The organism is Xanthobacter sp. BG11Y11_SDJG (assembly GCF_057364445.1).
Genome location: NZ_JBNFNU010000796.1, coordinates 1 through 790, shown reverse-complemented (window position 1 = coordinate 790; position 790 = coordinate 1). Strand labels below are relative to the sequence as shown.

Genomic DNA, 790 nt, shown 5'->3' with positions numbered 1-790 from the left:
GGCCCCGCCGCGGGCGGATGGCGCGGCGTCTCCTCGCTCATGGGGCGGGCGCGACCTCCATTCTGCCGGCGGCGGTGCGCGCGAAGCGGTCGGGCCGGTACATGTCCTCGATCATCGCCGGGGGATGGGCATAGCGGCCGGGCGCCACCGCCCGCACCATGTAGGCGACCACGAACGGCCCATCGTCCTCCTGCCGGGTGACGGCGGCGACGAAGCGGTCGTCGCGGAATTCGAGATGGCCCGCCTCGCTGGTCTCGCCGAGCCAGGCGAAGGCATCCGCCTCGCCCGAAAGCAGGTTCGGGTTCTCGATCTCGAAGCCGGCGGGCAGGTAGTCCACCAGCAGCACGTCGGCGAGCACGGTTTCGTCCTCCTTGGCCTTCAGAACCACGACGAAGCGCTGGTTCTGCACCGCCTTGGAGGGGTCGGCCGGCTTGCCGTCCGGCGTGTAGTAGCGCCGCTCCAAAGCGAAGCCGTGGGCGGTCGGCGGCTCCGGCTGGGCCGGGGCGCCGTTGACGGCGACCACCACCTTGATCGGCTCCGGCCCGGCATTGCGCAGCGTCAGCGGCCCCTGCTCCAGCTCCTGGCGCGAGAGCGTGCGGCCGAATGCGCCGCGCCGGGCGACGCCGTTCGCCTCGATCACCATGCCGGAGGCGCTGGCGGCGAGCGAACGGGCGGCGAGCAGCAGCCAGGCATTCTCCTGGGTGGAGGTGCGGGCGGTGAGGGTGCGCGCCACGTCCGCGCGGTTGAGCGCGACCTCCGCCAGCCGCGGCAGGTCGGCCTCCCGCGCCAG

Annotated in this window: 1 protein-coding gene; it reads right to left on the bottom strand. The window is 73.4% G+C overall.

The annotated features are described in order from the left end of the window. Positions 1-37: 37 nt before the first annotated feature. Positions 38-790, bottom strand: a 753-nt coding sequence (locus AC2W7M_RS26585; RefSeq protein ID WP_486136191.1) for an alpha-2-macroglobulin family protein, incomplete at its 5' end; no start/stop codon positions are given.